Origin of the sequence: Bradyrhizobium sp. Pha-3, assembly GCF_042258325.1 — a bacterium.
In the GTDB taxonomy this organism is placed as follows: Bacteria; Pseudomonadota; Alphaproteobacteria; order Rhizobiales; family Xanthobacteraceae; genus Bradyrhizobium; species Bradyrhizobium elkanii.
The window spans coordinates 8000087-8025831 of the sequence record NZ_CP170151.1 but is presented as its reverse complement, the minus strand read 5'-3'; the positions used below and the strand labels follow the sequence as shown (position 1 = coordinate 8025831).

Genomic DNA, 25745 nt, shown 5'->3' with positions numbered 1-25745 from the left:
GTTGACGCAGATCAACTCAAGACCCGCGGCGACGCGATTAACTCTCATCGCGCAGTATCGTGCCAGATTTCGCTGACAGCCGCTGAACAAGGAAGACGTCCATGGCGACGATGCAGAGGTTAACGGGTTATCGGGGCCCAGCACTGTTCTCCTACGGCTTTCGGCCGTTCTTTCTGTTCGGCGCCATCTACGCCGGCGCAATCGTTCCATTGTGGATGGCGGTGTTCGTTGGGGATGTCAGCCTTCCAACCGCGTTCGCGCCACGGGACTGGCACGTGCATGAGATGCTGTTCGGTTACGTGGGTGCGGTGATAGCAGGCTTCCTGCTCACCGCCGTTCCGAACTGGACAGGACGCCTCCCAATTCAGGGCGGCCCGCTCGTCGCTCTGTTCGCCATCTGGCTTGCCGGAAGACTGACAGCGACATTCTCAGGCATCATCGGCTGGCAAATCGCGCTTGCGATCGACGCAGCGTTCTTGCTCTCGCTCGCAGCCGTTGCCGCGCGCGAGATCATCGCTGGTCGAAAGTGGGGCAATCTGAAACTGGTGGGCATCGTGTCGCTGCTTGCGACGACCAACATCGCTTTCCATGTGGAGGCACATTTCAGCGGTGTCGCGGACTATTCAGCGCGGGCGGGTATTGCGCTCGTCGTTACGCTGGTCTGTGTGATCGGGGGGCGGATCGTTCCGAGCTTCACGCGCAACTGGCTCTCGCGTCAGAGGCCGGGTCGGCTGCCTGTTCCCTTCGGTCGGTTCGACGCGGCGACGATAGTTGCCGGTGCGTGCGCCATGGGTGCATGGGCGGTGGTTCCCTCCGGTCGCGCGGTCGCGGGTGCCTTGGGATTTGCTGGGGGGCTCCACATCATCCGCCTTGCTCGCTGGGCGGGCCATCGAACGATATCGGACCGGCTCGTCCTGATCCTCCACGTTGCCTACGCGTTCGTGCCTGTCGGGTTTTTCCTGGCGGCGCTATCTTCGCTAGACCTCGTCGCCCCCAGCGCCGGCATCCATGCCTGGACCGGTGGTGCGATCGGTTCGATGACGATCGCAGTGATGACGCGAGCGTCGCTCGGCCATACGGGGCAGGAGCTCTCGGCATCCACTGCCACTCAGGCCGTCTACGCCTCGATCATCATCGCAGCGCTTGCGAGGATATGCGCGGCCGTCGATCCGACCTATTCGATTCCGTTATTGGTGATCGCGGGTGTCGCATGGACGGGTGCATTTCTGGGATTCGCGCTGGCCTATGCTCCGGCCCTGTGTCGTGCACGCAGGTTCTGAGTCCACCGGCTGTCGAAAGCTCACTATGGGCGCGGAGGAGGCAGTGATGAAGAATGCGGTTGGAAGGGACTACGGTCCAGTTGCAAAGACACTGCACTGGCTGAGCGTTCTCTTCGTCGCACTCGCATGGGCCTTGGGAACGTTCGGAGAGGAATTGTCCGAGGGATCAACGCGGGCGACCGGACTGATCGCGCATGTTTGGACCGGTCTTATCGTACTGTTGCTGGTCGCGGTGCGGATACCGTGGCGCGTTGCAAATCCGCCACCGAAGTCCAGTCCTACCGAATTCGGCAAATGGCTGATCGAATGGACGGATCCGGCAGCGCGGACTATGCACTACGTCCTTTACGTCTTGTTGGCGGCTGTACCGCTTGTTGGGATCGCATTTCTCTTCGCGCGAGGACATTCGCTCTCGCTGTTTGGATTTCTGGAGATCCCGTCACCGTGGAGTGCCGACCGAGCGCTCGCACGGAAACTAAAGGAAGTTCACGAAGTTCTCGGCAACCTGCTCGTTATCCTGGCGCTGTTTCACATGATGGCGGCACTGCTGCATCATTGGGTTTTTGGAGACAATACGTTGAAGCGGATGCTTCTGCACTTTCGCAGTCGGAACGCGCATTGATTTCAGAGGGAGACCGGCTCGAAGGCGTTTCGAGCTGTCGGAGCGACCGGGCGATTGTTCCCCGCAAGGAACAAGGTGTACTGCACGACTTGGCGGTAGTAGTGCCGGCTGCACTCAGGGCGCGCTCAAATCGAAACTGAAGTTTCGACGTGTTCAACCTTCTTGATCGTTCTTACCGTCAATAGGCGAAGTAGCCGTGCGTGCCCGGTTGCAGGACGGATCAAGGCTTGACTCGGTGCCGTTCCGCTTCAGCCTCTTGCTCCAGTCGCAGAATATGCGCTCTTAAGGCATCGAAGGTCTCTTCGGCGGCGTCGCTAAATAGTTGATCTTTGTGATCGGTTAGGGCAGAAGCGACCTCCGCCCAATCTTGGGGCAATAGAGCCTTGAAGGCTGCCGGGAAGAAATCGCGGTAAGCTGGTATCGCCTGAAAGTCCCCCGATTGGTTCAGATTTCGACGTACGCAATGATTGATGTCGCCTCCTCGCCGGTGCTGATAGTGAGAAGACGCGAGGTGGTGAGCGCGAAAGTAATAGCGGTAAAGTTGATCGATTTCATTTCGAAATCCGTTCGTAAGTGATTGATCTTCCTTCTTTGCTCCATCCGCTCTTTAGAGGCCAAGTCATTGAAATGATTGGGATTGCAATAGGCCTCTTAATCAGCGGCCCGGTCCGAATCAGTTATGCAGCAAGCTTAGGAAGCTCCTGTTCAATCAATCGCAATAATCGGGTGTTGCGCCTCCCCGCAACCAAGTCAGAAAAAAGCCCCAGCAATCTCAATGGATTGCCGGGGCTTTGTTTTGCGGCGAAGTCGAGCACGATAGTATCAGTCACTTTGCTCGCTGGTTCCCAATCACCCCGCAACCATTCGATGACGAACTGCCTAGCTTACTACTCCACAGCGCGAGGCACTCATACGAACAATTCGTCGCGCGTAACGTGTTCCGAATCGAACTCGGCCTGCGCGAGCGCGCCATGACGATCGTCGTCGCGCCGGAGATTTGATCCGTTTCGCCGGCCAGCAATTCTCATCCGGTCTTGCAGCTTGACCATCATCAACACGCGCGTGCGCGTGAGGGCCTGTGTCCCTCTCTAGAAGTCAACGTCGCTCTTGCCTGCGCGCTTGCTGAACTGGGTTTGATTCAGATCAACCCACGATGCGCTTCGATGCTCTCTCAATCGTGTGAGGTCCCGGGTCAGATGGGGAGCGTCGTGGCAGCCAGGAAGCACGCTTTGAGGGTCCTCCGCGCGACATTTATCGACGCCCACGCAAAGAGCCGGAGCGCCGCGCATGGGGTGCGGTCACCCCGGAGCGATGTCGCAACGGGTCAGCTTCATTCTCGAGCGCCTGCAGTTCGCTCGATGCGAATTGCAGGATGCGTTTTGAGCATCGCGGTCGGGCTGACGTCGACGAGTTGTCTCGCGATGGAATTTTCCCGTGTCCCGGGGTGCTTTGGAGATGTCCTGAAGCTCAGTGGAGATATCAGGGATGGGGACTTTGTCCGCTTTCGCGGATACATGGCGACTGAGCGCCGGATCGTTGGCCTCGATCTCGATTCCCGAGGCGGGTCTCTCTACGAAGGCTTCCGAATCGCCATGCTCGCGCACCAGAGGCAAATCGCCAGTTACGTTTCCGGAGAATGCGACTCGGCATGCGCTTTTATTTTCCTGGCGAGCAGGAAGCGTTATGTGGCGCCAAATGCCAAGATCGGCGTCCACTCGGTTTCCAATCTACACGGCAACGAGGACAGTCGAACGATTCGTGACACGATCAAGCTTGCGAGGTTGTCGGCCAAGCTCCGTATTTCTCCGGCGGCCATCGGCAAGATGGTGATGACCCCGCCGGGAAAGATCTCCTTTTTGAACAAGGAGGAGCTCGCTTCGCTGAAGGTCATGGAGCGGAATCCGTTTGACCGCACCGCGCGCACGGCGACCGCGGAGTCAAGGAGTAGCTCCATGTGCGGCGCGGCGCCCTCGAAGAGCGCGTCGGAGCAGGAACGTCCGATGCGGAACGCCACCGGCTCGAAGGGAAGCTAGGACGCTGGTTGAGCGGGCCTTCGGCCGAACCGGCTCGTATGGCCCAATTGGGTCAGTCAAGCCGTCGCACGTGATCCTGACTGCTTGGCACAAGCTGCACTGGTCTCTCCATTCCACCGCGATCTACAATGGCAGTCATGGAGTATGCCAGCGACAGATTTCGGCGAGTGCGTGGCGCAAGCCAGCCGGCTGGCGTTCGCAATTGGCTGCGTCGCTGGCTTGAAGCGGCCGACGGCGATATTGCCTTCAGGGTCGTGGTCGTGACGGCCGGGATGCTGTCGAGCGCGGCGATCGCCTTTGGATTGCTGTCGTCCTGAGCGCGCCTCTTGTTTGCCGTGCGTGATGCCGAATTCGTCGTTCTGAGGTGCTTCGCCCGCGAAGCTCTGACAATATGAGCTATCGTCTTCAGCGCGACACGGATCATTCCCAGCGGCAATGAATGCACTTCAAATTGGCTGAAAAGTCGAACGGACGCAGAGACCGTCAGGCGGCCAGGTTGGGCGTCGGGGCCTGCGCCGCGATCTTCCTGTTTTGCTGCGCGCAACAGACGGCTGCGCTGCCGCTGACGCCGTTCCGCTATGAAGCCCAGGCTCAGCGGCATTGCCCCGGCGATAGCGTGGTTTGGCTCGATTTTCGGCGCGGACGCTACTACCTCAAAGGGCAAAGCCGCTATGCCAGGGGCTTCGATGGCGGCTTCGTGTGCAGGAATGAAGCGCGCGAGAGCGGCTACCGGCGTTCGCTGCTCGGCCTTCGGTGACATCACTGAAGGCCGCCCTGGCATCCGATGTCCAGACTACCATCCATAGTAGCGCGGCCGAGCGTAATAAGCCGGCGCATAGCCATAGCCGCCGCCCGGCGCGCAATAGTCGTAGCCATAGCCGCCGCCATAGCCGTATCCACCGCCATAGTAGGGATACCCGCCATAGTAGGCCGAGCTCGCGATGGCTCCGCCAACGATCGCACCGGCGGCCGCGGCGCCCCAGCCTCGATAGCCCCAGCCACGATAACCTCCCCAGCCGCCGTAGCCTCGCCAACCGCGATAGCCCCAGCCGCCGCCGCGCCAGCCGCCCCAACCGCCCCAGCGCACCTGAAGGGCGGTATTGTTCTCGACCATGCCCTTCATGGCCGCGACGTTCGTCGGCAGCGGCGCCGCCTGGCTCGCGCCAATGCCGGCCATGCTCGCAAGCAGGATCAAGGCCAGCAGGGTCTTGGCATTCGTCATGACGTCCTCCACATCGGGGTGACACAGGCAGTCGTGATCGAAAGCCAGCCAAATCGAGAGCGGCTTTCCGGTCCATGAGCATGCCGAGCCTGTCAGCCGCGGCCGGCCAAAGCTTGATTTGAATCAATGTGGCGAGGGGGCGGTGCGGACGATTGATCCTTCGCCGTGGGACAATTGCCGCGGATAGGCAGGCCGCCGCCTTATGGGGGCGCGATCGCGCTCGTGATCCCGACCGCGAACGCATCCCGGCGAAGTTGGAGTGGCCCGATTCCTGCCCCGAACCGGGGCCGCTTCTTCGGCGAAAGTTCGGAGGCGTCGCGCTTGATCTGAATCAAGTTGTGCGCAGCAAGGCGATGGCACCGCTTCCCGCGTAGCAGCTGATGCTCAATCGAAAGCACGCTCTTGAAAACCCAGCGCCAGCTCGTGACTGGAGACGAGTTCATCCAGCTCGCAATTCGCTTCGGATTGCTGGCGCTGCTGATCTACTGGTCGTTCGTCCTGGTCAGCCCGTTCGTGCCGATCCTGGCCTGGAGCGTAGTGCTCGCGGTCGCGCTCTATCCCGTCTTCACCTGGCTCGCAGCAATGCTCGGCGGCCATGCCGGCATCGCGGCGCTCGTGCTGACCTTGATCTCTCTGGGAGTCGTCATCGGGCCGGCGACCTGGCTCGGAATCGGAGCTGTAGAGGGGATGAAGGAGCTCGCCGAACAACTGGGCGCCGGCAACGTTGTCGTGCCGTCGCCGCCGCCGGAGGTCAAGGATTGGCCGCTGATCGGCGGCCCACTCCATGAGATCTGGGATCGGGCGTCGACCAATTTGCGCGCCGTGCTGCGCGAGGTCGTGCCGCATCTGAAGCCGTTGGCCGGGACCCTGTTTGCGTTTGCCAGCAATGCCGGGATCGGGATGGTGAAGTTTCTGCTGGCGGTCGTCGTGGCAGGGTTTCTGTTTCCGTACGGCTCGCAGCTTGCAGCGGCGTGCCGGAGCTTCCTGTCCCGCATCGTGCCGGAGCAGAGCGAGCACTTCCTCGATCTTGCGGGTGCGACCATCCGGGCGGTCTCCCGCGGCGTGATCGGTGTCGCCGTCCTGCAATCGCTGCTGGCCGGCATTGGCTTCAAGCTGGCGGGGATCCCGAGCGCAGGGCTGCTGGCGTTTGTCGTGATGCTGCTCGCGATCGTTCAGATCGGGGCGGCAATCGTGCTGTTTCCGGTCATCATCTGGCTATGGTCGGCCAAGGACTTCCCGACGGCGCTCGCCCTCACGTTCTTCTTCCTGGTCGTCGGCGTCCTCGACAATGTGCTGAAGCCGCTGGTGATGGGGCGGGGCCTGACCACGCCGGCGCTCGTCATCTTCGTCGGCGTGATCGGCGGCACGCTTGCCCACGGCATCGTGGGCCTGTTCATCGGTCCAATCATTCTCGCGGTCGCCTGGGAATTGATCACGGCATGGATCCGGGACGACCGCGCCCGGCTGGCGGGAGAGCGATGATGCTGTTTCAGCTCCTCGTGGGATCGGCGGTGAGCGCGATCAACATCGCGATCCATTCGCTCTGGACAGTCGCGGCCATCGGGTTGCTTCGCAACGTCGCCTTGAGCGCGGCTGGCCGGGCCGGGCTACAGCTCAGCGGCGTGATGGTCGCCACCGCGCTTGCGCTGATGCTGGCTCACACGCTCGAGATCGTGGTGTGGAGCTTGGCCTATTGGGTGCTCGGCGCCGCGCCCGCCGGCAGCAATCTGCTCTATTTCGCGTTCGTGAACTACACCACGCTCGGCTATGGCGATGTTATCCCGGTCAAGCAGTGGCTGTTGATCGGACCGATGGCGGCCATGAACGGCATTCTCATGTTCGGGTGGTCGACCGCGGTCTTGTTCGAAGTGTTGCAAAAGACCATCGAGCGCCAGACGGCGCTCACGAAATCCCCCTGACCGCGCGGTCAGTTGTCCAGCCTGGACAGCTGGTCGCGGTCAACCAGCATGATTTCGCGCTGGTTCGAGCCAAGGAAGTTGAGCGCGCCGTAGGCGTGCAGCTTGGACAGCGCACGTGACACGGTTTCGAGCGTCAGCCCGAGATAGTCGGCAATATCGCGCCGGCACATCGGCAAGGCGACGACGCCGACTCCGGTCAGCCGGCGATCCATTTCGAGCAGAAACGCGGCAACCCGCTCCAATGCGGTCTTGCGGCCGAGCAGCAGCATGTGCTCTTCGGCATGCCGCAGGTTGCTGGTGGTCATGACCAGCAGGTTGCGAGCCAGCGCGAAATCGGAATCGGCCACGCGTTCGAGGCTCATCCGCCTGATCAGGTGCACGTTCGTGTCGACGATGGCTTCGGCGGTGAAGCGGTGGGTTTCGGCATTCTCGAGGCCGAAGATGTCCCCGACGAGGTGAAAGGCGCCGATCTGCCGGCGTCCGTCGGAGAGCAGCTTGTAGCTGCGGACCGCCCCCGAAACGACCTGGTAGACGTACTCCGCCGGCTCCTTCTCCCCGTAGATCTCGGTGCCTTTCCTGTAGTGGAATTCGCTGGTGGTGCAGTTGGCGTGCCGGGCGGTCAGCCCACCGAGGATGCTCGGTACATTGGCCGGTCTGACATTGACGCGAGCGAACATGGACTAACTCTCTTGGGTAACGACTGTTGCAGCGTCCGCGGCGGCTCGAAATTGCTTGTCCGCGCGCAATCACTACGACAGGGCCCGGCCAGTCTCTATTGGTCTTGAGGTCATTGTCCTAAAGGACAGGGTGCGCCAAATGCGGCAATTTGTTCGTAATTGATGCGCACCATCTTAGATTACTTTTCAATATTCACGCCGATAACCGGGTGCTATTTTTTGAACCCGTTGGTCTCCGGCTCCGAACGCTATGGGCAAGGCAATTCGGCTCTCTGGACTGGTCATCCTGCTGGCTGCGCTGTTGGCGCCGGCTGTGCTCCGGGCGCAGGAGATGCGCCCGCATTCCATGCTGGTGCTGGACCAGTCTGATCGGCGTGGCCCCTTTTACTACCAGGTGTTCGTTGGCTTGAGGGATGCGGTGAGCGCCCACGGTCACGCACCGACCACCGTCTACACGGAGAGCCTCGATCTCAATCGCTTCGGTGGCGAAGCCTATCAGGAGGATTTCCGGCGGTTCCTCGAGGCAAAATATCGCGATCGGCCGATCGGCGTGGTGGTCACCATTGGAGCGGCTGCGCTTGAACTTGCGCTCCGCTGGCGTCCGCAGCTCTGGCCCGATACGCCAATCGTGTTTGCGCTGGTCGAAGAGGCCGATTTCAAGCGATTGCGGCCGCCTGCCAATGTCACCGGCGGCGTCGTGACGTCGAAGCTCAAGGATGCCGTCACGGCTGCTCGCGCCGTCGTGCCGGAGCTCAAGACTGTCGTGCTCGTCGGTGCGGACTGGGAGCGGCAGGTTCTGTTTCGCAATTGGAAGGACCAGGCCGCGGCGGGCATTCCGGGCCTCGACATCATCGAGATCATCGGGCGTCCGATGCCTGATATCGTCGAGCAGGTCGCAGCGCTTCCCGACCATAGCGCGATCATCTACACCGGCCTCTATAGTGACGGGAAGGGCAACTACTATCCGCCCTCGGATGCCCTCGCTTTTGTCGCCGCAAGAGCCAATCGCCCCATCGTCGTCGCAGCGGAGACTTTCCTCGATCCGGGCGGGATCGGCGGTTTCGTAATTGTTCCGTCCGCGATCGGCGCCGACGCAGCGCGGAGGGCACTGCGGATTCTGGATGGCGAGACGCCGGAAAGCTTGCCGCCGTCGGCTGTCGATACCGTGAAGCCCATTTTCAACTGGCGGCAGATGCATCGCTGGAACGTCAGCGAAGCCAACCTGCCACCAGGCAGCGAGATTCGCTTCCGCGAACCGACCTTCCTGGAAAAATATCGTTGGCGGGCCGTCGCCCTGGCCACGGCATTATTGGTTCAAACAACTCTGATTGCGTTTCTGCTACATGAGCGTCACATGCGGCGGAGTGCCGAAGTCGAAGCCCGCAATCGCCTGTCTCAGCTCGCCCATATCAATCGGCAGGCGACTGCCGGAGAACTCTCGTCCTCGATTGCTCATGAGCTTAACCAGCCGCTGGGCTCGATCCTGACCAATGCCGAGAGCGCGGAGCTGATCCTCGGTTCGCCGACGCCCGACCTTCAGGAGGTGCGGGAAATCATTTCCGACATCAAGCGCGATGATCTGCGTGCAAGCGAGGTGATCCGCAGGATGCGCAGCCTGCTGAAGCGTGCGCCATTTGAGAAGAAGGAGATCGACCTCAACCAGACCATGCGGGAAGCATTCGATTTCCTCAAGCTGCAGGCCTCGGCGCGCAACGTCGCAATCTACCTGCAGACCTCACCGCAGACCCTACGGGTGAAAGGCGACCCCGTCCAGTTGCAGCAGGTCATTCTTAACCTCGTGGTCAACAGCATGGACGCGATGGCCAAAATGCCCTACGGGCGCACCATCATCGGTCGTACGGAGGTCAATGGGGACGCGTCGGCGGTGATTTCCATCAGCGATTCCGGTCCGGGAATTCCGCAGGACAGGCTGAACGACATCTTCGATCCGTTCTTCACCACAAAAGAGCAGGGCATGGGCATCGGCCTGTCCATCGCGCGGACGATCGTTCTGGCGCATAGCGGTCAGCTCTGGGCCGAGAACCAGTCCGGAGGAGGCGCGGTATTCCACCTCTCACTGCCACTGGCGGCGTAGCGCGTTTGGGTCTTGCTTGCCGAGGTGCAAGGTTCGATTTACGACCAACGCAGTATTTTCAGCCACGGCTGATGGTCATTCAATGAGTAGCGGCGATCGGCAGGCGGTGGAGCAATAATGCACGCTTACGTGCACATAGTTGACGACGATGCCTCGTTTCGTACAGCGCTCGAGCGCCGGCTCAAACTTGCAGGCTATCGGGTTGCTACGTATGCATCGGCCCGGGAATTGCTCGACCAATTGCCCGACGACGAGGAGACCGGCTGTATCCTGCTGGACGTACGCATTCCCGGAATGAGTGGTCCGGAGCTGCAGCGTCGCCTCAACGAGCTGGGGTCGACACTGCCGATCGTTTTCCTGACCGGATATGCCGACACAGCGACGACCGTCCAGGCGATCAAGGCAGGTGCCGAAGATTTTTTGACCAAGCCGATCGCGTCGGAACAGCTGATCGAGGCGATCAATCGCGCCGTTGCGCGGCACGAACTGGCCCGTGGCCAGCGAACCAGGCTCGACTCACTGCGTGCGCTGCTGGCGAAGTTGACCCCACGCGAGCGGCAGGTGTTCGACCTGATTGTGTGCGGTCGGATCAACAAGCAGATTGCCCACGAGCTTGGCACGACCGAACGCACGATCAAGGCGCATCGTCACCAGGTCATGGATAAAATGCAGGTGCAGTCACTTGCCGAGCTGGTTTCGATCGCGGAGCAGCTCGGCACGCGCGCGTCCGGGGGCGAAGTCAAGGCTTGATCTGCCGGGCAGCTCTGCCCTCCTGTCCCATGGTACAATATGAAAGCTCTGTGACGCGGCGTATCTCCGATATTGGCCGCGAGAATATTGCGCGCCGGTAGCCGCTTGACATGCCCTTTTTCCATACGCGGGCGAAGGTCATTCAGCGATAGGTAGAGGCTTCAGGATTTGCCGACCGCGAAACTCGTTTTCGTCGTGGATGATAATCCCTCCATGCTCCGTGGAATCGGACGGCTTCTACGGGAGTGTGGATTTGCATCCAGGCTATTCGAGACCGGAAGCGCGTTGCTGAGACATGGCAGCTTTGACAGCGCGGTTTGTCTGATATTGGACATCAATCTCAGCGATGGGTCCGGGATCGAACTGCGGCACCGCCTGGCGGATCAGGGCATCGAAATCCCCGTCATCTATATCACCGGCAATGACAACCCGGCGACACGCATGGCTGCAATGGCATCGGGATGCGCGGCCTATCTGACCAAGCCATTCACTGCCAATTCGCTGATCCAACCGATTGAACGGCTGTTGGCTGGTGTGGTCTAGCGGCTGCCGGTCTCGATCATTCATCGATGGCTTGATCGAGAGTCAACGCGGGCGCCCCCTTGCGCACGGTCGCAAATCGGTCGAGCGGCACCGATGTCGTCATCGTCAGAATGCTGGTGTCGACCACCTCGATCGAGAGCGTCTTTCCGCCATCCATGTCCTCGAGAAGCTTGGGATCGGCAACATCGGCCGCGATGCACATGTTGGTCGCGCACCAGGTGTAGGGAAGCCGATGAACGGCCTTCTGGTCGACCGATAGCTTGACGCCAGCCTGCAGATACATCCCGACCGGCAGGAACAGCTGGACGCGGTTGCTGCCGTCCTCTCGCTCGATCAGATCGACGCGAACGGCCGTCTGCCCGGTTGGGAAGGTGCCGGTGATCGTCGTCCGGCATAATGTCTTGGCGCCGGCGGCATTGAAGCAGAGCTTTCGCCACTCGCCATATTTGATGTCTCGCACCGGCGCGCGTGTACCCCGCGGAGCCACCTCGCCACCGTCCTTCACCGCTGCCGGCAGTGAGGGCGTCTGTTGACCGTGGGCAGCACTGATGCTGGCCGCAAGCAGCACCAACTTCGCCAAGGCACCAAGTCGGACCATGGATGCTCCTCCAGCGGGAACGGCCGCCTAGCGAACCTTGACTAGAAATCGTTCGACCAAAGGCGACCATGTGGGAATGGAATCGGGAGAGCCGATCAGGAAATGCCCTTCGTCGCCGAACGGCGGCAACAGATGGTACTCGGCACGACCGCCGGCGCGCGAGAAGGCCTCGTGCATTCGCTTTGACAGGGCCGGGCCGAAGAACGTGTCGTTCTCGATGTAGAGCCACAGCATCGGCACCCGCGAGGTGTGGCCAAACGCGCCGGTCGCTTCGACCAGTCTGTCGGGAGCGCAATTTTTGTTGGGCTTGCCGTCGACACGGCCGCCGCGGCCCGCCGCGAAGGTGATGATGGCCTTGACCTGCGGCGGATTGAGGCTCGACAGGGCGATCGCCGCCCAGCCGCCGGCCGACTGTCCGACGACGATGACGTCCTTCGGCAAGGTGCGCTTTTCGGCGGCCATGTAATCAATGATCCAAAGATCGACCTGCGCGACGGCGAGGCCCGGATCGAGGAAATTCGGATTGGTGCATTTCCCGATCTTGGAAAAGAACGGGCCATAAAGACCGCGTTCGGGAACATCGATGGCTGCCGCGCCATAGCCGGTCCCGACCGGCGCCACCACGAGGTGGCCGCGCCGCGCGAACCACATTGCGGCATCGCGGAATTCGACCAGCGGGAAAAAGCTGCGATCCCTGGCGTTCAGTGACACGCCATGGTTCATAATGACCAGCGGGAAAGGACCATCGCCGAGCGGACGGACCAGATAAGCGAACATTGGCAGCGGCGTCGGCAACACCCAGATCTCTTCCTGGATGCGCTGGGGTGACTGTTGGTCATCGGCGCGTGCTGGAGCGGTCAGGCCAAGCAACAGCAGCGCTGCGGTTGCGAGGGTCCGTAAGCGGTGCTGACGCATGCCATGCGCTCCGGCAGTCATCTGGCAAATGTGCAGGCCACGACGATCGAGCCGCGCAAGATCTGAAGCACATTGAGGGCTGCAAGGCTTGATCTGAATCAACGCCCATCGGACCCGCCGGCGCAACCACATGCGACCATTGTGGCGTCATACGGCGGGCTTGATGTCGATCCAGGTGGAGACGAGTTGGATGCGCTGGTTTCCGCCGGCGAACTGGCTCGCCGACTACCGCGCATCCTGGCTTGGGGCGGACGCAATCGCCGGGATCACGCTGGCGGCCTACGCGATCCCGGTGTCGCTGGCCTATGCGGGGCTCGCGGGTCTGCCGCCGCAGATCGGCGTCTATGGCTATCTGCTCGGCGGCGTGGGATACGCCCTGCTGGGCTCGTCCCGGCAACTCGCGGTCGGACCCACCTCGGCGATCTCGCTGATGATCGCCGGCGCCGTCGGCATATTGGCCGGCGGCGATGCCACGCGTTATGGACAGATTGCCAGTCTCGTGGCCTTCAGCGTCGCAGTGCTCTGCCTGATCGCCTGGCTGTTCAAGCTCAGCCTGCTGGTGCGGTTGATCAGCGATAGTATTTTGGTGGGCTTCAAGGCCGGAGCGGGCCTCACCATCATCATGAGCCAGCTGCCCAGCCTGTTCGGCGTCGCTGGAGGCGGCCATAACTTCTTCGACCGCGTGATCAAGCTTGTCGGCCAGCTCGGCGATACCAGGCCGCTGGTGCTCGGCATTGGTGCGGCTGCGACGGTGCTGCTCCTGCTCGGCGAGAAGAGACTGCCCGGAAAGCCCGTTGGGCTGGCGGTGGTCGCGCTGTCGATCCTCGCGGCCAGCGCATTCGGGCTGGCAGAACTGGGCTTGCCGGTGACCGGAGCGATCCCAACCGGCTTGCCGACACTTTCGCTACCGACATTTGGTCTGCTCGAATTTGACGATCTCTTTCCGATCGCCGCCGGATGCCTCGTGCTGGCCTATGTGGAAGGGGTGTCCGCCGCACGAAGCTTTGCGGCAAAGCACGGCTACCCGCTGGATGTCAGGCAAGAGTTTCTGGGACTCGGCGCGGCCAATCTAGCCGCAGCCTTCGGGCATGGCTATCCCGTCGCCGGCGGGTTGTCGCAGTCGGCCGTGAATGACGCCGCCGGCGCACGCACGCCGCTGGCGCTGGTGTTCTGTTCGGCAACCCTCGCACTCTGCCTGCTGTTCTTTACCGGCCTGCTGACCAATCTGCCGAAGACCGTGCTCGCCGCGATCGTTTTCTCAGCCGTCTACAAACTGGTCGATATTTCGGCGCTGGCCAGAATGTGGCGGATCAGCCGGATCGATTTCTATGCCGCTATCATCGCGCTGGTGTCCGTGCTGTTCCTCGGGATATTGCAGGGCGTGCTGCTGGCGGCCGTCGCCTCGATCTTCCTGCTGTTGTTGCGGGCGTCCCAGCCCAATATCGCGTTTTTGGGCCGTCAAGCCGGCAGTGGGCGCTATTCCGACCGGGCGCGACACGATGACGTCGAGCCCTTGACCGGGATCATCGCGTTCCGCCCGGAGACCTCGCTCCTTTATGTCAATGCCGAGACGATCTTCGAAACGGTGCTGGCGGCGCTCCGGGTGTCGCCCGACGTCAAGCTGGTGGCCTGTGACCTGTCGGCCTCGCCGTTCATCGACCTTGCGGGCTCGCGCATGCTGCACGACCTTCACCAGGAGCTCGCAGCGCGCCAGATCACATTCTGCATCGTGGGCGCGCACGCGCAGTTGCGGGATCTGCTTCAGGCGGATGGTCTTGCCGACAAGACCGATAGCGGCGACTGGATGCGTACGCTCGACAGCGTATTGAGCAACAGGAAGCCGCAGGCAAGCGTCTAGCGTGTGCGGCCGTGCGGACTGCTGCGACATTCCAGCCCTTGTTGCGTCGCAAGACGTCGCGATCACGCGCGCTTGGGGGCTGTCTCAATCCAGCTTGCAGCTTGACTTGGATCAAAGGGCGCAGCGGGCCCAGTTTGTACGATTGAACAGAACCAGCGCTGAGATCACGAGATCGGGAGACTCTCATGGCCAACGACGCGAAGCCGGCACAGCAGCGCATCGACCAGTTCTTCTCCGGGCCCGGTGGACGAGCCGACAATTGGCGCGATCTGGTTGAGGCGGCGAAGGTATGGAGCAGGGGCGGCGACCGTGCGGCATATGACGCGGCGCTGTCCGCGCTTGCGGTGACGGAGGAGTTCCACGGCTACCCGGGCCTTCGTTTGATGGCGGCGCTGAAGGAAGCCGCAGCGGCGGGCGACGCCGCCACCTCGCATACGCTTGCGACGCGGATCGCGCAGGCACTTCAGACAAAATCCTTCCGCCAGCATGCAGGTGACTGGAGCACGCAGGACGATGGCAATGGCGATGTTCCCGATCTGCTTCCGCCAACCCTGGGGCAATCGGCGGCGCGCCGTCCTTACTTCGAGACCCTGATTGACCGGGGTGCCGGCCAGCAACTGGCCCGGGCTCCTGGCGGAATGGCGCAAGCTGCGGCGTCCGGTCGACGCCTTCATCTATGAGCCCGTGGTCGTGGGCAACCTCGAGGACGCCTTCTGTGCGGCAATGCTGAACCCCAACATTGCGGCGGTGGTGATCAATGAAGGCTTCGGGCTGCGCTCGCGCCACGATGCGCCCGTGCTTCGCGCTATGACCGGCGCCATGGGGCTCAGCGATGAGTCCGATGCGTCCGCGCTGCGGTTGGCCCATATCCTGAAGCGGGTGCGTCCCGAGCTTGACCTCTATCTCATGTCCAATCGCGACGTCGAGGAGTTGGCCGGCAATCCCGAAGCCGATGTGGTGCGCCGGGTGTTCTACTCGGTCGAGGATATCCTCGAATTGCACCTTTCAATTCTGGAGGGCGTGCAGGATCGCTTCGACACGCCGTTCTTCGACAATCTGAAGAAATATGCGCAGCGGCCGATCGGCACCTTCCACGCGCTGCCGATCGCGCGCGGCAAGTCCGTGTTCAAGTCGGACTGGATCCGCGACATGGGCGAGTTCTACGGGCTGAACCTGTTCCTTGCCGAGAGCAGCGCAACCACCGGCGGCCTCGACAGCATGCTGGAGCCGACCGGCAACATCAAGAAGGCGCAGGAGAAGGCCGCGCGCGCGCTCGGCGCCGACCGCGTCTACTTCGTGACCAACGGCACCTCGACGTCCAACAAGATGGCCGTGCAGGCGCTGCTGGGCCCCGGCGACATCGCCATCGTCGACCGCAATTGCCACAAGTCGCACCATTACGGCATGGTGCTGGCCGGCGCGCAGCCGCTCTACGTCGAGGCATTCCCGATGACGGAATACTCGATGTACGGCGCGGTGCCGTTGCAGACGATCAAGCAGGCGCTTCTGAACGCGAAGGCCGATGGCCGGCTCGACCGGGTCAAGATGATCGACCTGACCAACTGCACCTTCGACGGCCACATCTACAACACTCGGCGGGTGATGGAGGAATGCCTCGCGATCAAGCCTGACCTGATCTTCCTCTGGGACGAGGCCTGGTTCGGATTCGCGCGGTTTTCACCGTTCCTGAGGCGGCGAACCGCGATGGGCGCGGCGAACGAGATCGAAGCCTGGATGCGCGATCCCAAGTCGGTTGCGGCCTATGAGAAACAGCAGGCCGAGCTAGGCAAGGATCCTTCCGACGAGGTTCTGCTCAAGACCAGGCTGATCCCCGATCCGCGCCGGATCCGGCTGCGCGTCTACCAGACCAACTCGACGCACAAGTCGATGTCGGCGATCCGCCAGGGCTCGATGCTGGCGGTCAAGGACATCGAATTCCACACCGTCGAAGCGCAGTTCAAGGAGGCCGTATTCACGCACGCCTCGACCAGCCCGAACCAGCAGCTGATCGCGAGCCTCGACGTCTCGCGCCGGCAGATGGAGCTCGAGGGTTACGGTTTGGTGGCCAATGCCATGGAGATCGCGTTCGCCATCCGCAACGCGGTCAACACCAATCCGTTGATTTCGAGATATTTCCGCGTTCTCGGCGCGGATGCCATGGTGCCGAAACAATACCGCCAGAGCGGATTCACCGACTATCTGGCGGCCGGGACCAACTGGGCGAGCGCCTTGAAGAGCCTGAACGACGACGAGTTCTGCCTCGATCCGACCCGCATGACGCTGGTCTGCGGCACGGCCGGGTACGACGGAACGTCGTTCAAGGGACTGCTCGCCAGCCGCTACAACATCCAGGTCAACAAGACCTCGCGCAACTCGGTCCTGATCCAGTCCAACATCAACAATACGCGGAGCGACGTCGCGCATCTCGTCCGCGTGCTGGCCGAAATCTCCGGTGAAATCGATCGCGGCCTGGCCAAGGGCGGCGCGAACGCCAGGATCGACTTCGACATGCGGGTCAACAGCCTGATGAAGGACGTACCCGACCTGCCGAACTTCTCGCATTTCCACGACGCCTATCGCGGCGATGCCGGCACGAAGACGAATGAGGGCGACATCCGCGGCGGGTTCTATTCGGCTTATGACGCCGCGGGATGCGAATATATTCGCCTGAACGATCCCGAGATCGACAGGCGCCTGAAGAACGGGCCCGATCTCGTCTCCGCCAACTTCGTGATTCCCTATCCGCCGGGCTTCCCGATCATGGTCCCTGGCCAGGTCATCACGCAGGAGACCATCGATTTCATGCGCAAGCTGGATGTGAAGGAGATCCATGGCTACGACGCGGCCGAGGGCCTGAAGCTCGTGACGACCGAGGCACTGGCCAGGAGGGGCAAGCCGCGAGCGGCCGCGACGAAGTTCAAGGCTGCATCATAGACGAAGGAGAGCCCGCAAGGCGTCATCGCATTCTTTGCGGCGATGAGTCTTGCGCAACAAGTCGTAACGCAACCGGTTTCCGGAGGGACACCATGAGGAAAGTGAGTTTGATCGGAATTCTTGCGACGCTGGCGATTGGGTTGGCCGGCTTCAGCACGCCGTCGCTGGCTGAAACCGGCTCGGTCGCCGTCATCTTCACCAAGGGTGGATTCATCGTTGGTGTCGGAGGCGGCGAGGGCGTATTGACGCTGCGCGGCAAGCACTATCCGTTCACGGTGTCGGGCATGAGCGTCGGCTTCACGATCGGCGCTTCGACCACCAAGCTGGTCGGGCGCGCCCTCAATCTCAGAGGGCCTGCCTCGATCGAAGGCTCCTACAGCGCTGCAGGCGCCGGTGGGGCGATCGCCGCGGGCGCCGGCGGCGTGCAACTGCAGAACGCCAATGGCGTGATCCTGCAGCTCAGCGGCCCGAAGGTCGGCGCCGAGGTTTCGGCCGCCGTGGGCGGGGTTTCCATCCGCTTGAAATAGGTCCGGAGTGATCCAGGCCGTGCCCGGCGCGGCCTGGACCTCTAGTAGCGTTCCTCGACGAACTTCATTCCGCGCAGTCCGGCCTGATCATTGTAGCGACCCTTGTTGGAGCGCTTGGGTAGCTTGACCTTGTCGCGCCTGACCCGTCCGTGAGGAATTGTCTTCAGCAGGAACGAGATGCAGTTCAGCCGCGCCCGCCGCTTGTCGTCGGAACGGATGACGTTCCAGGGCGCGTGCTTCGAACTCGTCGCCTTGAACATCAGGTCGCGCGCGCGGGAGTAATCATACCAGCGGCGGTAGGATTCCGTGTCCATCGGGCTCAGCTTCCACTGCCGCAGCGGATCGTCGATCCGGGCCCTGAAGCGGCGCTCCTGCTCATCCATCCCGACCTCGAGCCACAGCTTGATCAGGATGATGCCGCCCTCGATGATGTATTGCTCCATCTGCGGGCAGAGCGAGAGGAATCGCTTGTGCTCCGCCGGCGTGCAGAACCCCATCACATATTCGACGCCTGCGCGATTGTACCAGCTGCGATCGAAGATCACGATCTCGCCGGCCGCCGGAAACTGCTGCATGTAGCGCTGGATAAAGAGCTGGGACTTCTCACGATCCGAGGGCGCGGGCAGGGCGACCACGCGAAACACGCGCGGGCTGACCTTCTCGGTCAAGGCCTTGATCGTTCCGCCCTTGCCGGCCGCATCGCGTCCCTCGAACAGGATGATGACCCTGAGATTGTTCGCTTTCACCCATTCCTGGAGATGGCAGAGCTGGATCTGCAGCTTGTGCAGTTCTTCCTCATAGTCCTTGCGCTTCATCTTCCCAGCGGGCTTGTCTTTCGCCATGGATATCCGTCCATCGTTTCGACTAGTCGCCCCAGGCAATGACGATTCCGATATCGCCGGGCATGCCGCCGGGGTAATCAACGATCTGATAGCGGATGCGGTAGCCGCGCGGCTGCAAGTAGTCAGCCCAAAGCTGGTATATTTCCTTAGGGATACCCGTCAGCGTCTGCTCCCAGCCGGACTCCATCTGATTGATGGCTCGCCCCTTGTCGGTGCACAGCGTATTGGGAAAGCGATAGACCTGCACTTCGCTCAACCCGTTGCGCACCGCCCGCTGGATCACCGTCGACGCCAGCTTGACCTTCTCGTCCTCGCTGAGTCCGGAGGGCTTGCTCAGCCGCTCGATCAACGCGCGCTTCTCGGCTTCGATGGCAGCCGCACGCTTGGCATGCTCCTCGGCTTTCTCCGCTTCCTTGAGCGCTGCCTGCTTCTGGATCTCGTGTGCCTTGGGGATCAGGTCATCGATCTTGTCTCGCATGGCTGGGGACTCCTAAGCCCGATCTTCCACCTTGCCCCCAGAACGGTAGGGATGAGCCGACCGGCTTCCTTGATCCAGATCAAGCAAGCGCGATAGGATCGTCAGCAGTGTCGATCAAGATTCGCTTGCGGTTTTATTGCGACCGGGAGACTTGGCTTGAGCGAGCAGATGCATCCGGCGGCCCCCCATCATTTGCCGTTTTTCATTCCCGGCGCCGACGGGTCGGATACCCTGATGGTGGTGATGGGCATTTTCCTCGTAGCCACAGTCTTGTGGGTTGGCACTCTATACTGGAAGCTGCACAGCCTGCCGGAGCGCATGGCGCACAAGAGCCAGAAACTTCAATTTGAGATCGTCGCCGTCCTCGGCCTGATATCGCTTTTCACCCACATGCATATCTTCTGGGTCGCCGGCCTGTTGCTGGCACTCATCGACCTGCCGGATTTCGGCACGCCGATGCGCAGCATCGCCGATTCCGTCGAGCGCATAGCAGACGCCACGCCGGGCGCCGCCGAAGCGGAAGCCGAATCCGTACCTGACGGCAGTCCCGAGATCCGGACGCCCGGGAAGCAAGAGGTGCACAACCATGCTTGAGCTGATGATCTGCTCGCTGGTGACGATCCTGCCGGATTACCTCTACCGCCGCTATCGGCAAGGCAAGCGGTTCGGCAAGGAGATCACGTTCTTCTCTGTCTGGTACGAACTGAGATGGGGGATCACCGGCTGCCTGATGCTCACGATCTCGCTGATCACGATGATCTTCTACTTTCATCCCTCGACAACCTCCGCGGCGATCTACTTCAGGACCGTGCCGATCCTGCCCGAAGGCTCCGGACGTGTCGTCGAGGTCAATGTCGACTTCACCGCGCCGGTGAAGAAGGGTGACGTTCTGTTCCGGCTCGACAGTTCGAAGCAGGAGGCCGCGCTCGAGACCGCCAAGCGAAAGATCGCCGAGGTCGATGCGTCGTTGATCGCGGCGCAGGCCGACGTCGTCAAGGCGGACGCTCAGATCGGGGAGGCGAAAGCCTCCTTGCAGCAGGCGAAGGACGAGCTGGAGGTGAAGAGCGAGTTGCAGCGCCGCAATCCCGGCATTGTGCCGCAACGTGACATCGAGAAGCTGCAGGTGCTGGTTGACCAGCGGCAGTCCGGCGTCGATGCCGCCAGCGCCGCCAGGGAATCGGCGGCGTTGCGGGTCTCCACGCTGTTGCCGGCCGAGAAGGCGAGCGCCGAGGCCGCGCGGGCGCAGGCGCAAGTGGACCTCGACAAGACCTTCGTCCGTGCCGGCGTCGATGGCCGCGTCGAGCAATTCCTGGTTCGCCCCGGGGACCTCGTCGCCCAGATCATGCGGCCGGCCGGAATCCTGATACCGAACGAAGCGGGCCGCAACAGGTTGCAGGCGGGATTCGGGCAGATCGAGGCCCAGGTGATGAAGCCCGGCATGGTCGCGGAAGCCACCTGTATGTCGAAACCTTGGGTAATCATTCCTCTGGTTGTCACCAGCGTGCAGGATTTCATCGCCGCCGGCCAGTTTCGGACCAGCGAGCTGTTGATCGACCCGCAGAGTCTGCAAAAGCCAGGTTCGATCCTCGTGTTCCTGGAGCCGCTTTACAAGGGCGGACTTGACGGCGTGACACCAGGCAGCAGTTGCATCGTCAATGCCTACACCAGCAATCATGACGTGATTGCCGATCCGAAAACCGGCGCGTTGAAAGGCTTTGCCCTGCACGCCGTCGACGCGACTGCAGTCGTTCATGCCTTGCTGCTTCGGATTCAGGCTCTGCTGCTGCCGATTCAGACGCTGGTGCTCAGCGGTCACTGACGGGCGCGAACAGGGAGACAGCATATGAAACCGGACCGTAAGCTTCGCGCTATCGTGGTGACGGGCATGATCTTCGGACTACCGGGTTACGCGCACGCTTTCGATCTCACGGGCGCCTGGGCCACGAGCGCCGAGCAATGCCGAAAGGTGTTCGCCCACAAGGGCAGGGCGAACCAGTTGACCTTCACGAACTTCTCCGGCGTCTATGGCGGCGGATTCATCGCCGAGCCCGATCGCCTCCGGAGCAAGTTCGAGAACTGCAAGATCAAATCGCGCAAGGACGACGGCCAGAACATCAACATCATCGTCGGCTGCGCATCGGGAATCATGGTATCGAATGTGCAGTTCTTCCTTAAGGCCGTCGACGACGATACCATTACGCGCCAGTTCCCGGGCATCGAGGGGATGGAGGTCAACTATCATCGTTGCAAGATCTAGAGGCGTCCGCTCCCCGCGCTGGCTCAGCGCCGCCAGACCGTTGTCGGCTGACGCCGGACCGATTGGGTAGCGCGCCGTGGATCCGAGCAGGTTGCCGAGGTCATTCCGCATCGCCCTGGTGGTGGGTATTGCCCTTCTGGCGGCGGGCGCCGGCTTGCTGGCGTATCGATGGTATGAGCGGCCGACGACCTTGACGATTGCGGTTGGCTCGTTGGACGGCGAGGCCGGCAGGCTGGTCTCGGCGATCGCCGGAAAGCTCGCTCAGTCGAAAGCGCCGGTCCGGCTCAGCCTGGTCCAGACGCCGGGACCGCTTGAGTCCGCCAACGCATTCGCGTCCGGAAAGGTCGACCTCGCCGTCGTGCGCGGCGATGTCGGCGATCTCTCGCAGGCCCAGGCCGTTATCGTGTTGGCCCACGCCACCGTCCTGCTGGTCGCGCCGCCCGGCGCGGCGATATCCGACGTATCGGAGTTGAAGCGCGCCACCATCGGCGTGATCGGCGCCGAAGCCAATCAGAAGCTGATCAAGGTGCTGACCGACGAGTACGATCTGACGCGCGCGGACGTGACGTTCAAGCCGCTCGCCCCCGCGGACGCGCGCCGGGCCCTCGATGCCAAGGAAGTCCGGGCGATCCTGCTCGTCATGCCTCTGACCGAAAAGTATCTTTCGCTGCTGCGCAACGTCTTCTCGCGCACCACACGAGCCGGCCCGGTGATCATCGCCATCGAGTCCGCCGGAGCGATCGCCGAAAAAGAGCGCGCCTATGAAAGCTTCGACGTACCGAAGGGGACCTTGCGCGGCTCGCCGCCTATTCCTGCCGACGACCTGACGACGCTGCAGACGTCATTCTATCTGGTGGCGCAGAAGAAGCTCGGGAATGACCTGATCGGCGACCTGACGCAGTCGATCATGAATGCGCGACGGGATTTGCTTGCCGAGCTGCCGGCACTTTCCCAGATCGCTACGCCCGATACCGACGCAAGCGCCTACATCCCGGTGCATCCGGGGGCGGCAGCGGTCTATGAGGGGACCAGGGAGAGTTTTCTCGACCAGTGGGGCAATGCGATCTTCCTGGCGCCGATGATCGCCGGCGGACTTGCGTCCGTGCTTGCGGCAGCGTGGAAATTCCTCCGACCGGTCGAGACACCGAGCCGCGAGGAGGCGCTCGACACGCTTTACGCGCTGGGGCCTCGGGTCCGCGCGGCCGGACGTGAGTCGGAGCTGGAAGAGATCGAGCGCGAAATCGACCAGGTGCTGCGAACGCAGCGCGCGCAGCCTGTGGAGGACGACAAGGCCGAACGCGCCGTCACGGCGGTGAACGTTGCGGCCCATCGGCTCGAGAACCTGATTCACGATCGCCGCATCCACCTTGCGTCGCGACAGCCGGGCCAAGCCGAAAGCCATGTCGAAAGCCACCAAGCCGAAAGCTGAGCCGAAAGCCGAACGGAGGGGCTGTTTCCTTGATCTTGATCAAGGAGGGGACGGGACCGTGGCCGATGCTGTCGACCGTTGGTGTCGATGGAGGTCGCGATGTTCCGTTGGGGCAAGACTCTGCTTGCGGTTGTACTGGTGTCGGTGACGTCCGTTGCCGCAACCGCGCAGACGGCTGACAAGCCGCCGGCCCAGGCCAGCCAGCCGGCCGCGGCAACAACGCAGCCTGCCGATCAGCTCCTGAAGCCGGAACAGCTGGAAGCCCTGGTGGCGCCGATCGCGCTTTATCCTGACTCGCTGCTCGCCAACGTGCTGGCGGCATCGACCTATCCGCTCGAGGTCGTGCAGGCCGATCGCTGGCTCAAGGAGCGCAAGAGCTTGAAAGGAGATGCGCTGAAGGCCGAGGTCGACAAGCAGGCCTGGGATGATAGCGTGAAGGCGCTCGCGAGCACCGCCGACGTGCTCGCGATGATGAGCGACAAGATCGATTGGACGAAGAATCTGGGCGATGCCGTGCTGGCGCAGCAACCCGACGTCATGGATGCGATCCAGCGGCTGCGCAGCAAGGCGCAGGCCAACAACAAGCTGGTGACGACCAAGCAGCAGAAGGTCAGCGTCCAGACCCAGGAGAGCAAGCAGGTCATCGTCATCGAGCAGACCGATCCGAACACGGTCTACGTGCCCTATTACGATCCCGCGACGGTCTATGGCGCGTGGCCCTATGCAGACTATCCGCCGTATTATTTCGGCTATCCGTCCTATATCGGCGCCGGGGTGATCGCGGCAGGTCTTGCCTTCGGCGCCGGATGGGCGATCGGACGCTGGGGTAATTATTGGGGCGGCGGCTTCAACTGGGGTAATCGCAACGTCTATGTGAACAATTTCAACAGGGTCAATAATATCGGGAACAGCTGGCAGCACAATCCGGCGCATCGCCAGGGCGTCCGCTACAACAACAGCAATGTCCAGCAGCGCTTCGGCGGCAACGCCAATCGGGCCGGTGCCGGCGATCGGATGGATTTTCGCGGCCGCGATGGTCAGCAGGTTCTCAAGCCCGGCGGCGATCGCCCGGGCGCAGATCGCGCCGGTGACCGGGCAGGAGACCGCGGTGATCGCGCCGGAGATCGGGCGGGAGACCGTGGAGGCGACCGCGGCGGAGACCGTGCGGGTGATCGCGGCAAAGGCGGTGACCGTGCCGGTGCCGCCGATCGCGCCAAGGGCGGCGACCGCGCCGGTGCCGGCAACAAGGCCAAGGGCGGCGGCGATCGCGCAAAGGCCGCCAACCGCGGCAATGCCGGTAACCGCGCAGCCGCCGCGAATCGTGGCGGTGGCAGTCGCGGTGGCGCCATGAACGTATCGTCCGGACGGGCAGCTGCGGCGGCATCGGCGCGCGGGCGATCGAGCATGGCCAGCATGCCGCGCGGCGGCGGCGGTGCAAGTTTTGCTGGCCGTGGCGGGGGCGGCTTCCATGGCGGCGGCGGAGGCGGCTTCCGCGGCGGTGGCGGAGGTGGCGGCTTCCGCGGCGGCGGCGGCGGTGGACGACGCTCCGACATCGCGCTCAAGCACGATATCGAACTGCTTGGACATCTCGCCAACGGCCTCGGCTACTATCGCTTCAGCTATCTCGGCAGCGACAAGAGCTATGTCGGCGTGATGGCGCAGGAGGTCGAGCAGGTCATGCCGGCGGCGGTGACGCGCGGCGCCGACGGCTATCTCAGGGTCTATTACGACAAGCTCGGATTCAAGTTCCGCAGCTACCACGACTGGCTTGCCGCCGGCGCGAAGATTCCATCCCCGTCGGAGGCATCACGATGACAGGCCCCTCATACTCGCGACCGGATCGTATTGCCGCCATCGGCGTGGCCGCGGCAACAGCACTCGCCTTGCTGCTGTCTCCTGCGCGCGCGCAGCAAGGCTTTCCCAATCCGGAAGACGCGGCGTCTGCCTTGGCAACCGCGGTCAAGGCCGGCACCAGTCGGGCGATGCTGAAGGTGCTGGGCCGCGATGCCGCCGACATCATCGAGTCGGGCGACGATGTCGCCGACGCCAATGCGCGAGAGAGCTTTCTTTCTGCCTACGACGCCAAGCATTCGATCAAGGCTGACGACAACAAGAAAGCCACCTTGATTCTGGGGAGGGACGATTTCCCGTTCCCGATCCCGATCGTCAACAACAAGGACGGCTGGAGTTTCGACGCGGCCGCGGGGCGGCGCGAAGTCCTCTACCGCAGGATCGGCCGCAATGAGCTGGCCGCGATCCAGACCAGTCTTGCCTATGTCGACGCACAGAACGAATACGCAGAGAAGGATCGCGGCGAGGGTGTGGGCGCCTATGCGCAGCGCATCGTCAGCCGGCCGGGCAAGACGGACGGGTTGTTCTGGCGCGACGACAAGGATCCAAGCCCGCTCGGCGAGCTGGCGGCCCAGGCCGCTGCGGAAGGCTACAAGGTCGGCGAGCAGAGCATGCCGTACCACGGCTACTACTATCGGATCCTGAAGGCACAGGGCTCCGACGCCCCGGGCGGCGCGCTGAACTACGTTGTGAAGGGCAAGATGATCGGTGGATTCGCGCTGGTCGCCTATCCCGCCGAGTACGGCAATTCCGGCGTCATGACCTTCCTGGTCAACCACGCAGGCACGGTCTATCAAAAGGATCTCGGCCCACGCACCGATTTCCTCGCCAAGCGCATGATCGTTTTCGATCCGGATCACACCTGGAAGAAAGTGGACCCGACAAATCCCTGAGCGAGGAGGGGACCGCAGTGAC

24 protein-coding genes and 1 pseudogene are annotated in these 25745 nt (G+C 62.4%); 18 read left to right on the top strand and 7 right to left on the bottom strand.

Annotated features, from left to right (window positions below):
• Positions 1-101 precede the first annotated feature (101 nt).
• Complete coding sequence (locus tag ACE10X_RS38315; RefSeq protein WP_018268761.1) at positions 102-1280, top strand: NnrS family protein; 1179 nt, start codon at positions 102-104, stop codon at positions 1278-1280.
• Between the two features lie 46 nt (positions 1281-1326).
• Complete coding sequence (locus ACE10X_RS38310; protein WP_370144067.1) at positions 1327-1902, top strand: cytochrome b; 576 nt, start codon at positions 1327-1329, stop codon at positions 1900-1902.
• Between the two features lie 908 nt (positions 1903-2810).
• Here ACE10X_RS38310 and ACE10X_RS38305 read toward each other — a convergent pair.
• Positions 2811-2954, bottom strand: a complete 144-nt coding sequence (locus ACE10X_RS38305) for a hypothetical protein (RefSeq protein ID WP_375763671.1) — start codon at positions 2952-2954, stop codon at positions 2811-2813.
• Positions 2955-3281: 327 nt separating this feature from the next.
• Between ACE10X_RS38305 and ACE10X_RS38300 the strand changes: the two genes are divergently transcribed.
• Together ACE10X_RS38300 and ACE10X_RS38295 are read left to right on the top strand one after the other, a co-directional pair.
• Positions 3282-3935: an ATP-dependent Clp protease proteolytic subunit gene (locus ACE10X_RS38300; protein ID WP_375763670.1), complete on the top strand. Its 654-nt coding sequence runs from the start codon at positions 3282-3284 to the stop codon at positions 3933-3935.
• A gap of 439 nt (positions 3936-4374) precedes the next feature.
• Positions 4375-4692, top strand: coding sequence for a hypothetical protein (locus tag ACE10X_RS38295; RefSeq protein ID WP_038385254.1), 318 nt, complete (start codon positions 4375-4377; stop codon positions 4690-4692).
• A 36-nt stretch (positions 4693-4728) separates the two neighbouring features.
• Here the strand turns inward: ACE10X_RS38295 and ACE10X_RS38290 are convergent, their stop codons facing one another.
• Positions 4729-5157 (bottom strand): hypothetical protein, encoded by a 429-nt coding sequence (locus ACE10X_RS38290; protein ID WP_038385268.1) that lies wholly within the window; start codon positions 5155-5157, stop codon positions 4729-4731.
• A 402-nt stretch (positions 5158-5559) separates the two neighbouring features.
• Between ACE10X_RS38290 and ACE10X_RS38285 the strand changes: the two genes are divergently transcribed.
• Both ACE10X_RS38285 and ACE10X_RS38280 read left to right on the top strand, forming a co-directional pair.
• Entirely contained in the window at positions 5560-6639 is a 1080-nt protein-coding gene (locus ACE10X_RS38285) for an AI-2E family transporter (RefSeq protein ID WP_038385253.1), read from the top strand.
• On the top strand, positions 6639-7076 hold the full coding sequence (locus ACE10X_RS38280) for a potassium channel family protein (protein ID WP_038385267.1): 438 nt from the start codon (positions 6639-6641) through the stop codon (positions 7074-7076). Before ACE10X_RS38285 ends, ACE10X_RS38280 begins: the two co-directional genes overlap by 1 nt.
• An 8-nt stretch (positions 7077-7084) precedes the next feature.
• Here ACE10X_RS38280 and ACE10X_RS38275 read toward each other — a convergent pair whose 3' ends face one another.
• On the bottom strand, positions 7085-7753 hold the full coding sequence (locus tag ACE10X_RS38275) for a helix-turn-helix domain-containing protein (RefSeq protein ID WP_038385252.1): 669 nt from the start codon (positions 7751-7753) through the stop codon (positions 7085-7087).
• A 250-nt stretch (positions 7754-8003) separates the two neighbouring features.
• Here ACE10X_RS38275 and ACE10X_RS38270 point away from each other — a divergent pair, with 250 nt between their 5' ends.
• From ACE10X_RS38270 to ACE10X_RS38260, 3 genes are all read left to right on the top strand, one after another.
• Positions 8004-9848, top strand: a complete 1845-nt coding sequence (locus ACE10X_RS38270) for a sensor histidine kinase (protein WP_038385251.1) — start codon at positions 8004-8006, stop codon at positions 9846-9848.
• 117 nt (positions 9849-9965) lie between these two features.
• Positions 9966-10598 carry a response regulator transcription factor gene (locus tag ACE10X_RS38265; RefSeq protein ID WP_080583374.1) on the top strand — a complete coding sequence of 211 codons (633 nt, stop codon included), beginning with the start codon at positions 9966-9968 and terminating at the stop codon, positions 10596-10598.
• A 213-nt stretch (positions 10599-10811) separates the two neighbouring features.
• A complete protein-coding gene (locus ACE10X_RS38260) occupies positions 10812-11141 on the top strand; it encodes a response regulator (protein ID WP_369529687.1) in 330 nt (109 codons plus the stop codon).
• A 16-nt stretch (positions 11142-11157) separates the two neighbouring features.
• On the opposite strand, the gene ACE10X_RS38255 is transcribed toward ACE10X_RS38260, so the two are convergent.
• Complete coding sequence (locus ACE10X_RS38255; RefSeq protein WP_038385249.1) at positions 11158-11739, bottom strand: invasion associated locus B family protein; 582 nt, start codon at positions 11737-11739, stop codon at positions 11158-11160.
• A 27-nt stretch (positions 11740-11766) separates the two neighbouring features.
• On the bottom strand, positions 11767-12654 hold the full coding sequence (locus ACE10X_RS38250) for a dienelactone hydrolase family protein (RefSeq protein ID WP_375763669.1): 888 nt from the start codon (positions 12652-12654) through the stop codon (positions 11767-11769).
• Positions 12655-12817: 163 nt separating this feature from the next.
• On the opposite strand from ACE10X_RS38250, the gene ACE10X_RS38245 reads away from it, so the two are divergent.
• The 3 genes and pseudogenes from ACE10X_RS38245 (at position 12818) to ACE10X_RS38235 (ending at position 17973) form a co-directional block, all read left to right on the top strand.
• Entirely contained in the window at positions 12818-14512 is a 1695-nt protein-coding gene (locus ACE10X_RS38245; RefSeq protein WP_038385248.1) for a SulP family inorganic anion transporter, read from the top strand.
• Between the two features lie 185 nt (positions 14513-14697).
• A pseudogene (locus ACE10X_RS38240) lies at positions 14698-17446 on the top strand (decarboxylase).
• Between the two features lie 92 nt (positions 17447-17538).
• The gene (locus ACE10X_RS38235; protein ID WP_038385246.1) at positions 17539-17973 is read left to right on the top strand and encodes a hypothetical protein; all 435 of its coding nucleotides are present in this window, start codon (positions 17539-17541) and stop codon (positions 17971-17973) included.
• A gap of 41 nt (positions 17974-18014) precedes the next feature.
• On the opposite strand, the gene ppk2 is transcribed toward ACE10X_RS38235, so the two are convergent.
• Together ppk2 and ACE10X_RS38225 are read right to left on the bottom strand one after the other, a co-directional pair.
• Complete coding sequence (gene ppk2 / locus ACE10X_RS38230) at positions 18015-18815, bottom strand: polyphosphate kinase 2 (protein WP_038385245.1); 801 nt, start codon at positions 18813-18815, stop codon at positions 18015-18017.
• 22 nt (positions 18816-18837) lie between these two features.
• Positions 18838-19293 carry a hypothetical protein gene (locus tag ACE10X_RS38225; protein WP_038385244.1) on the bottom strand — a complete coding sequence of 152 codons (456 nt, stop codon included), beginning with the start codon at positions 19291-19293 and terminating at the stop codon, positions 18838-18840.
• 156 nt (positions 19294-19449) lie between these two features.
• Between ACE10X_RS38225 and ACE10X_RS38220 the strand changes: the two genes are divergently transcribed.
• The 6 genes from ACE10X_RS38220 to ACE10X_RS38195 all read left to right on the top strand — a co-directional run bounded on the left by ACE10X_RS38220 (position 19450) and on the right by ACE10X_RS38195 (position 25723).
• Complete coding sequence (locus tag ACE10X_RS38220; RefSeq protein ID WP_085970638.1) at positions 19450-19887, top strand: hypothetical protein; 438 nt, start codon at positions 19450-19452, stop codon at positions 19885-19887.
• Positions 19880-21112 carry an HlyD family secretion protein gene (locus ACE10X_RS38215; RefSeq protein ID WP_038385243.1) on the top strand — a complete coding sequence of 411 codons (1233 nt, stop codon included), beginning with the start codon at positions 19880-19882 and terminating at the stop codon, positions 21110-21112. The genes ACE10X_RS38220 and ACE10X_RS38215 overlap by 8 nt, the downstream gene beginning before the upstream one ends.
• Before the next feature lie 24 nt (positions 21113-21136).
• Positions 21137-21550 (top strand): hypothetical protein, encoded by a 414-nt coding sequence (locus ACE10X_RS38210; protein WP_244435817.1) that lies wholly within the window; start codon positions 21137-21139, stop codon positions 21548-21550.
• A gap of 91 nt (positions 21551-21641) precedes the next feature.
• On the top strand, positions 21642-22979 hold the full coding sequence (locus tag ACE10X_RS38205; RefSeq protein WP_375763668.1) for a TAXI family TRAP transporter solute-binding subunit: 1338 nt from the start codon (positions 21642-21644) through the stop codon (positions 22977-22979).
• 99 nt (positions 22980-23078) lie between these two features.
• The gene (locus tag ACE10X_RS38200) at positions 23079-24794 is read left to right on the top strand and encodes a DUF3300 domain-containing protein (protein WP_038385263.1); all 1716 of its coding nucleotides are present in this window, start codon (positions 23079-23081) and stop codon (positions 24792-24794) included.
• Entirely contained in the window at positions 24791-25723 is a 933-nt protein-coding gene (locus ACE10X_RS38195) for a DUF2950 domain-containing protein (RefSeq protein ID WP_038385241.1), read from the top strand. The genes ACE10X_RS38200 and ACE10X_RS38195 overlap by 4 nt, the downstream gene beginning before the upstream one ends.
• Positions 25724-25745: the final 22 nt, after the last annotated feature.

Bases quoted from the DNA above. Each gene is read 5' to 3' on its own strand.
- ACE10X_RS38210 (WP_244435817.1), top strand. From the start codon at position 21,137: ATGAAACCGGACCGTAAGCTTCGCGCTATCGTGGTGACGGGCATGATC.
- ACE10X_RS38280 (WP_038385267.1), top strand. From the start codon at position 6,639: ATGCTGTTTCAGCTCCTCGTGGGATCGGCGGTGAGCGCGATCAACATC.
- ACE10X_RS38255 (WP_038385249.1), bottom strand. From the start codon at position 11,739: ATGGTCCGACTTGGTGCCTTGGCGAAGTTGGTGCTGCTTGCGGCCAGC.
- ACE10X_RS38295 (WP_038385254.1), top strand. From the start codon at position 4,375: ATGCACTTCAAATTGGCTGAAAAGTCGAACGGACGCAGAGACCGTCAG.
- ACE10X_RS38200 (WP_038385263.1), top strand. From the start codon at position 23,079: ATGTTCCGTTGGGGCAAGACTCTGCTTGCGGTTGTACTGGTGTCGGTG.
- ACE10X_RS38275 (WP_038385252.1), bottom strand. From the start codon at position 7,753: ATGTTCGCTCGCGTCAATGTCAGACCGGCCAATGTACCGAGCATCCTC.
- ACE10X_RS38225 (WP_038385244.1), bottom strand. From the start codon at position 19,293: ATGCGAGACAAGATCGATGACCTGATCCCCAAGGCACACGAGATCCAG.
- ACE10X_RS38215 (WP_038385243.1), top strand. From the start codon at position 19,880: ATGCTTGAGCTGATGATCTGCTCGCTGGTGACGATCCTGCCGGATTAC.
- ACE10X_RS38250 (WP_375763669.1), bottom strand. From the start codon at position 12,654: ATGCGTCAGCACCGCTTACGGACCCTCGCAACCGCAGCGCTGCTGTTG.
- ACE10X_RS38195 (WP_038385241.1), top strand. From the start codon at position 24,791: ATGACAGGCCCCTCATACTCGCGACCGGATCGTATTGCCGCCATCGGC.
- ACE10X_RS38305 (WP_375763671.1), bottom strand. From the start codon at position 2,954: ATGATGGTCAAGCTGCAAGACCGGATGAGAATTGCTGGCCGGCGAAAC.
- ACE10X_RS38310 (WP_370144067.1), top strand. From the start codon at position 1,327: ATGAAGAATGCGGTTGGAAGGGACTACGGTCCAGTTGCAAAGACACTG.
- ACE10X_RS38265 (WP_080583374.1), top strand. From the start codon at position 9,966: ATGCACGCTTACGTGCACATAGTTGACGACGATGCCTCGTTTCGTACA.
- ppk2 (WP_038385245.1), bottom strand. From the start codon at position 18,815: ATGGCGAAAGACAAGCCCGCTGGGAAGATGAAGCGCAAGGACTATGAG.
- ACE10X_RS38290 (WP_038385268.1), bottom strand. From the start codon at position 5,157: ATGACGAATGCCAAGACCCTGCTGGCCTTGATCCTGCTTGCGAGCATG.
- ACE10X_RS38260 (WP_369529687.1), top strand. From the start codon at position 10,812: ATGCTCCGTGGAATCGGACGGCTTCTACGGGAGTGTGGATTTGCATCC.
- ACE10X_RS38315 (WP_018268761.1), top strand. From the start codon at position 102: ATGGCGACGATGCAGAGGTTAACGGGTTATCGGGGCCCAGCACTGTTC.
- ACE10X_RS38245 (WP_038385248.1), top strand. From the start codon at position 12,818: ATGTCGATCCAGGTGGAGACGAGTTGGATGCGCTGGTTTCCGCCGGCG.
- ACE10X_RS38270 (WP_038385251.1), top strand. From the start codon at position 8,004: ATGGGCAAGGCAATTCGGCTCTCTGGACTGGTCATCCTGCTGGCTGCG.
- ACE10X_RS38235 (WP_038385246.1), top strand. From the start codon at position 17,539: ATGAGGAAAGTGAGTTTGATCGGAATTCTTGCGACGCTGGCGATTGGG.